This window comes from Pseudovibrio flavus (assembly GCF_009711345.1).
Classification (GTDB): Bacteria; Pseudomonadota; Alphaproteobacteria; order Rhizobiales; family Stappiaceae; genus Pseudovibrio; species Pseudovibrio flavus.
In genome coordinates, this window is sequence record NZ_SMMA01000059.1 from 176,311 (window position 1) to 183,295 (window position 6,985).

Below are 6,985 nucleotides of genomic sequence, written 5' to 3' on the forward strand. Positions count from 1 at the left end.
ACCCCTCTATGCAATTGAGGCTAAACATATCGGCTCCTGCGGCGGCTTTTCAGCTTGCCTGCGGTCTGTCCGGTCCCGCTTGCGGACGATTTACCACCTCGCGTGTCTAGCACGCGCTGCAGGTGCAGGATAATCGTGTCCTGTCACCGTGCCTCATGAGAGCGGCCAGCCACCAAGAAACGCCAGACAGCCGATCGGCCAGCGATCAGCTCGCCTTCGCGTCAAAAACCCTTGTGTTGGCACTGGAAAGCCTCGCTATTTCTGTTAAAAGAACCTCCACGAATTCGTTAGTCACGTTTGGCTTTTTAGCCTGCTGCAAACCCTTGAGGGATTATGTCCGACCTCGAAACTCTTGAATCCGAGATCAGCGCTGCGATTGCGGGCGCGGAATCGGAAGCCGCACTGGAAGAGGTGCGCGTTGCTGCCCTTGGCAAAAAGGGTAGTATCTCTGAAAAAATGAAGACCCTTGGCAAGATGTCTCCTGAAGAGCGTCAGGAAATGGGTCCTAAGCTGAACGGCCTCAAAACCCGTATTGGCGATGCCCTTGCCGAGCGTAAAGAAGTACTGAAGGAAGCTGCTCTTGAAGCGCGCCTGAAGAGCGAAACCATCGACGTTACCCAGCCTCTGCGCCCTGCCGCAATCGAGAGCGGCCGCATCCACCCTGTTTCTCAGGTGACTGATGAGCTGATCGCGATCTTCGCTGACATGGGCTTTTCCGTTGCTGAAGGTCCGGACGTTGAAACAGACGAGCTGAACTTCACCGCGCTGAACTTCCCAGAAGGCCACCCAGCGCGTGAAATGCACGACACCTTCTTCTTCAACGAGAAGGAAGACGGTGAGCGTAAACTGCTTCGCACCCATACCTCTCCGGTTCAGATCCGCACCATGCGCTCCCAGCAGCCGCCACTGCGTATCATCATTCCGGGCCGTACGTACCGCTGCGACAGTGACCAGACCCACACCCCGATGTTCCACCAGCTGGAAGGCCTTGTTATCGACAAGACCAGCCACATTGGTCACCTGAAGGGCACTCTGGAAGAATTCCTCAAAGCGTTCTTCGAGGTTGATAACGTTGAGCTGCGTTTCCGTCCGAGCTTCTTCCCGTTCACCGAACCTTCCATGGAAGTAGACGTGAAGTGCGACCGCTCCGGTAACGAAGTGAAGATCGGCACCGGCAACGACTGGATGGAAATTCTGGGCTGCGGCATGGTTCATCCGAACGTTCTGCGCAACTGCGGCCTTGATCCAGACGAGTATCAGGGCTTTGCATGGGGCATGGGTATCGACCGTCTCGCAATGCTGAAATACGGCATGCCAGACCTTCGCGCGTTCTTCGACGCCGACGTTCGCTGGCTGAAGCACTACGGCTTCCGCCCGCTCGACATGCCTAGCCTGCTGGCTGGTCTTTCCAAGTAATCTGCGGTCCTTCCGCTGCCTAGACGATAAAGAGCTTAAGATATGAAGTTCACTCTTTCCTGGCTCAAGGACCATCTTGAGACCGACGCAAGTCTCGATGAGATTCTTGATAAGCTGAACATGATCGGCCTTGAGGTCGAAGAAGTTGTAAATCCGGCTGAAAAACTCGGTGCCTTCAAAATTGCGAAGGTTCTGGATGCACAGCCACACCCGAATGCTGACCGCCTGCGCGTTCTGAAAGTGGACACCGGCGAAGGCGAGCCAATGCAGGTTGTTTGCGGCGCGCCGAACGCACGTACTGGCCTTGTTGGCGTTCTGGCAAAGCCGGGTGACTACGTTCCGGGCCTCGACGTGACACTGTCCGTTGGCAAAATCCGCGACGTAGAAAGCTACGGCATGATGGCTTCTGAGCGCGAGCTGGAGCTGTCTGACGAGCACGATGGCATCATCGACCTGCCGGAAGATGCGCCAGTTGGCATGCCATACGTTGAGTACGCTGGCCTAAACGATCCGGTCATTGAAATCGGTCTCACACCAAACCGCCCTGACTGCGCAGGCGTTTACGGCATTGCCCGTGACCTTGCAGCAGCTGGCCTTGGCAAGTTGAAAGCCCACAAGAAGCCAGAGTTCGTTACTTCTGGTGCTTGCCCTGTTAACCTGACGCTGGAACTGGGTGATAACCCAGAGCACTGCCCTGCGTTTGGTCTGCGTCTTGTAAAAGGCGTCAAGAACGGCCCTTCTCCGAAGTGGTTGCAGAAGCGCCTGACAGACGTTGGCCTGCGCCCAATCAACACTCTCGTTGACATCACCAACTACTTCACAATGGGTCATGGTCGCCCGCTGCATGTATTTGATGCAGACAAGGTTGCCGGTGATCTGGTTGTGACCCATTACGATGGCGACGGCGAAGAGTACAAAGGCCTCGACGACAAAACCTACATGCTGGAAAGCGGCATGGTTGTTATCTCTGATGACAACGGCGTTGAGTCTTTGGGCGGTATTCTTGGCGGTGAAGCTTCTGGCTGTACTGACGAGACCGTCAACGTTCTCATCGAATCCGCTCTGTGGGATCCGCTGATGATTGCACGCACCGGCCGTAAGCTGGGCGTAAACTCTGATGCGCGTTACCGCTTCGAGCGTGGTGTAGACCCTGCATACATGGCTCCTGGCCTTGACGCTGCAACCCAGATGGTCATTGACCTTTGCGGCGGTGAAGCAACTGACGCTGTGATCGCTGGCGAAGTGCCTCAGGTCGAAACGATCATTGACTTCCCTTACTCTGAAGTGAAGCGTCTTTCTGGTCTGGAAGTTTCTCATGCTGAGATCAAGGGCATCCTCACTCTGCTCGGCTTCCATGTTTCCGGCATGGGCGATGTTGTGAAGGTATCCCCTCCAAGCTGGCGTCCAGACGTATTCGGTAAGGCCGATCTGGTTGAAGAAGTTGTACGCATCGTGGGTCTGGACAAAGTTCCAACCGACACCCTGCCACGCACCTCTCCTGTCTCCCAGAAGGTTCTGACTGAAAGCCAGATCCGCCGTTCCAACGCACGCCGCACCCTTGCAGCGCGCGGTATGGATGAAGCGGTCACTTGGTCCTTCATTTCCAAGGCACAGGCTGAACTGTTCGGCGGCGGCGCTCCTGAACTGGCGCTTGCAAACCCGATCTCCAGCGACATGTCCGACATGCGTCCGTCTCTGCTACCGGGTCTTCTGCTTGCAGCACAGCGTAACGCTGACCGTGGCTATCCTGATGTTGCTCTGTTCGAAGTTGGTCAGGTGTTTGCTGACGACAGCGAAAAGGGCCAGAAAATGGTTATCGCTGGCGTTCGTCGCGGCTCTGCAACCATGGGCGGCGCTGGTCGTCACTGGTCTGGTAATTCTGCTTCCGTCAACGTGTTTGACGCGAAAGCAGATGCAGAAGCAGCGCTTTCCGCTATCGGCGCACCAACTGATAAGCTGATGGTGTTCACCGATGCGCCTGACTATTACCATCCAGGCCGCTCCGGCGCGCTGAAGCTGGGCCCTAAGAACACTCTTGCGCTGTTTGGTGAAATTCACCCACGTGCGCTTGAGAAGCTGGACATCGACGGCCCACTGGTCGCGTTCGAGGTTTATATCGACGCTGCACCGGAAGCCAAGAAGAAGGCAACCCGCTCCAAGGGCGCTCTGCAGATTGCAGACCTGATGCCAGTGAGCCGTGACTTTGCATTCCTCGTTGATGCATCTGTTCCGGTTGAAAAAATGCTGAAGGCAGCAAAGGGTGCTGACAAGGCTCTGATCACCGACGTTAATCTCTTCGACATTTACGAAGGTGTTGGCGTTCCTGAAGGTCAGCGCTCTCTGGCGATTGACGTTACCCTGCAGCCTACCAAGAAGACCCTGACCGACGAAGAAATCGAAGCAGTTTCTGCAAAGATCGTCGCAGCGGTTTCCAAGGCTACCGGCGGTGTTCTTCGTGGCTAAGGTCTTCTGACCATAATGACTTCAAAAGGCGACTGTGCTCACGCGCAGCCGCCTTTTTTCGTTTTCTCTGGAGCGTAATATGCGGTTTTTAAATAGTCTTTTTGGTGGAGCAGAGAAGGAGCGCCAGTTGCAGTCGCTTGGCTTGGCTGACCTTCAGTACGACTTCATCACCTTTGACTTTGAAACCGCCAACACCTCATCGGCCAGTATTTGCCAGATCGGCGTTGCTGCGGTTCGCAACCATCAAGTGGTTGATGTGTTTACCGACCTTGTTGACCCCGAAGAACCGTTCCACTTTGGTAACGTCAATGTCCACGGCCTGACGGAAGAAGACGTTTACGGCGCACCGATCTACCCGCAGATCGTTGACAAGTACGGCGCTTTATTTGCTTGCAACATTGCCGTTAGCCATAGCGCATTTGATAAAACCGCCATTCACCGTGCTAGCGAGAAATACAGCCTGACCAACCCCCTACGCCATTGGGTAGACAGCACCCGCATTGTGCGCCAGACATGGCCGCAACAGTACGGCAAGCGCGGCTACGGTCTTGGCAATCTCGCCAAGGACTTCGGTTTGGAGTTCGGCCATCATGACGCTGGTGAAGATGCCCGCGTCACCGCACTGATTGTGCTGCGAGCACTGGAAGAGGGTAACAAGACCATTCAAGACTGGCTCAACCCGACACCTGCCAAGAAAAAGCGCTAGTCCCTGATTGGCTCCAGATAGCCCTGCTCTTTCAAGTGCAGCGGTAACGCTACTGGAAACGGCAGCAGACTGGCATCGTTGTCTCCGCAGCCGAACGTATCGTTTGTTTGTGCGCACATCAAAATGCCAAAGTCGCTATTTGGATTATAGAGCGGCATGATGCGCGCAAACGCATCACCAGCCTCACCGACCCGCGCTTTGTTGGCAGCCCAAGCAGCGAGATATCCGTTCTCGTTCCATAGCTCTTTGTTTTCCTTTGCAAGCTCTTCCATGCCCTCCAGCTCATGGCGGAAGAACCCTTTGAAGCTGCTGTCTGCACTGACGTTTTCCAGCTCAGTTCCTTTGAGAGTGGAGATTTCTGTTGGCGCGAAGCTGCCCGCATACGGAGCAAACAGATACAGGAACGTGTTGTCGCGATTGTACAGCTCCACCGCACCATCCCTGTTGAGATCGGCATAGCTGTAACCGTAGCCGCCATCCAGCACAGCGCCGTCCACCACTGCCCAAGCGCCACTTGCATCCTGCGTGATGATTGAATTTTCAATGCAGCAATGGGCTCCGCCGGTGAAGCGCTTTACCACAACTTGCGGAAACCGCGTTGCAGGAGAAAGGCGTATAACTTCAACGATCTGACCGAAGGAAGAGTAGGCGCTGGCATCCGTTTGAATGGTGAAGAGATCCTGCCCGTTGCTTTTGCCCGTTACAACAATACTGGTATCCTCATAGTCGTCAGGGTTTGGTAGTTCGCCCTTGGTGTTTTGTAGTCGCGCATGAACCTCTAACCCTTCAAGGTTCACCCAGTACCCTTCAGGCTTATCCAGATCGATGGTTTCCAAGGCGGGGCTCGACCATTCCTTAGAGACAAAGCCCTTGCCTTTTGAAAGGTAAGCATCCTCTGGCAAAAGCCATGCCCGATCCTTCTTCATATCTGCGATATCTTTTTGGCCCATCGGACCAAGCACGACTGCATGGAACCCGTTGCGAGCTTTCAATACGTGTACGGGATAGCCGGAATACGTGTAGCGCAGCGCCTCGTAGACAGCCTTATCGGCGCTCTTGTGGCTTTCCATCACGTACCAGCGCTCGCTGCCTTCCAAGGCGAGTGACCCGTTCGCATATGCTCCGGAAAGCGTCAGCAGCAAAATCACAAAGAGATGGGAAAGGTATTTAAGCACGGCATCGACCCCAATAAGCGTCGGTTGAAATTCGGAAAGCGAAATCATAACGGCTATTGCCGCAGAGGCAACCTGCGGCACTCACATTAGACGCCTGCAACACCCTGACTTAGGCGTTGCGAGAGGCTGTAAAACATTACGCCAAAATTGAACTAAGTCATGGAACTGCAAGAGTGTTTTTTCCTAGGCTCAAGCATCACACACAGGAGATGTGAGAATGAAAAAATTAGCTCTTGTTATTGTGCTCGCTGGCTTCGTTAGCGGTTGTGCCGTTTCCTCACCTGTCACGGTTATTGGTCAAGACGGACGTGTCTTGAAGGGAACCAACTCCTCCCACTTCGCAGACGGCAAATTTGTCGTGAGCGATGGAAAACTAACCTGCACAGGTGAATATCCGGCTCTGAATAGCTCCAAGACCATTTCGGCACCAGTCACCTGTAACGACGGTCGCCATGGTATTGTGCGTGCCTTCAAAGATACGCCAACAACCGGCTCAGGAACTGTACGGCTGGAAGATGGCTATGAGGCCGATTTCTTGTTCGGCAAAGCAGCTGAAGAAATCTGATCTGCAAATATATTGAATGCATGTCGCTGACGGGGCAAAAAGCCTTGTCAGCGGGTGAGCTTCTGAGGGGTTTAACGAACCCGTAAGCAGCTCGAACTTAAGTGGCGGCTGCGAGACACAGCCACCGAATTGCTTTGTAGATTAAGCTAGAAGATCGCGGTGGATTTTCAAAACCGCTTTGCGCACTGGCGCGGTTTCTCCTGAAGGGGAGACCTGCGGGCGATGGAGTTCAGCTGGATAGAAGACAGCGAAGTCCCGCGGTGCCATGCGGATGAACTTTTCATTCTCGATCATCGCCGTGAAGGCAACATCCTTTTCAGCCAATTTGTCTTCGGTCAGCGGACCTGTTGGCATGTGGCCATAGCCCAAAATTTCTTCGCCCTCCAAGAGGATCTGAACGTCTAGATACTTTTCATGCAGTTCCGGACGGCGCTGCTCCAGCGGCTGAACTTCAGTTTCCATTACCAAGATGAAGAGTTTGTCGCCGACAAGTTCATGACGCCCTGCTTCTGGCTTCATCGCCAGAAAGTCCTTCGCCTGAAGAATGAACTGAAGCAGGTCTGGGTGGATATATGGAACGGTTTCCAAGTGATCGAGGTTTGCGCTTAGCATTAGTTTGTCTTTCTATTTCTTTGCGTTTTTGACCAGAGCGGCGGCGCG

Annotated in this window: 6 protein-coding genes; 4 read left to right on the forward strand and 2 right to left on the reverse strand. The window is 54.2% G+C overall.

Features of this window, described 5'->3' with window-relative positions; genetic code table 11:
* Positions 1-333 precede the first annotated feature (333 nt).
* From pheS to E1162_RS08355, 3 genes are all read left to right on the forward strand, one after another.
* Positions 334-1,416, forward strand: coding sequence for a phenylalanine--tRNA ligase subunit alpha (pheS, locus tag E1162_RS08345; protein WP_155129311.1), 1,083 nt, complete (start codon positions 334-336; stop codon positions 1,414-1,416).
* A gap of 42 nt (positions 1,417-1,458) precedes the next feature.
* Positions 1,459-3,879, forward strand: coding sequence for a phenylalanine--tRNA ligase subunit beta (gene pheT, locus E1162_RS08350; protein WP_155129314.1), 2,421 nt, complete (start codon positions 1,459-1,461; stop codon positions 3,877-3,879).
* Between the two features lie 79 nt (positions 3,880-3,958).
* Positions 3,959-4,585: an exonuclease domain-containing protein gene (locus E1162_RS08355; RefSeq protein ID WP_155129317.1), complete on the forward strand. Its 627-nt coding sequence runs from the start codon at positions 3,959-3,961 to the stop codon at positions 4,583-4,585.
* Here the strand turns inward: E1162_RS08355 and E1162_RS08360 are convergent.
* Positions 4,582-5,760 carry a hypothetical protein gene (locus tag E1162_RS08360; RefSeq protein WP_155129320.1) on the reverse strand — a complete coding sequence of 393 codons (1,179 nt, stop codon included), beginning with the start codon at positions 5,758-5,760 and terminating at the stop codon, positions 4,582-4,584. The genes E1162_RS08355 and E1162_RS08360 overlap by 4 nt on opposite strands.
* A 217-nt stretch (positions 5,761-5,977) precedes the next feature.
* Between E1162_RS08360 and E1162_RS08365 the strand changes: the two genes are divergently transcribed.
* Positions 5,978-6,325, forward strand: a complete 348-nt coding sequence (locus E1162_RS08365; RefSeq protein WP_155129323.1) for a hypothetical protein — start codon at positions 5,978-5,980, stop codon at positions 6,323-6,325.
* A gap of 141 nt (positions 6,326-6,466) precedes the next feature.
* Here E1162_RS08365 and E1162_RS08370 read toward each other — a convergent pair whose 3' ends face one another.
* Positions 6,467-6,937: a NanQ anomerase/TabA/YiaL family protein gene (locus tag E1162_RS08370; protein ID WP_155129326.1), complete on the reverse strand. Its 471-nt coding sequence runs from the start codon at positions 6,935-6,937 to the stop codon at positions 6,467-6,469.
* Positions 6,938-6,985 lie beyond the last annotated feature (48 nt).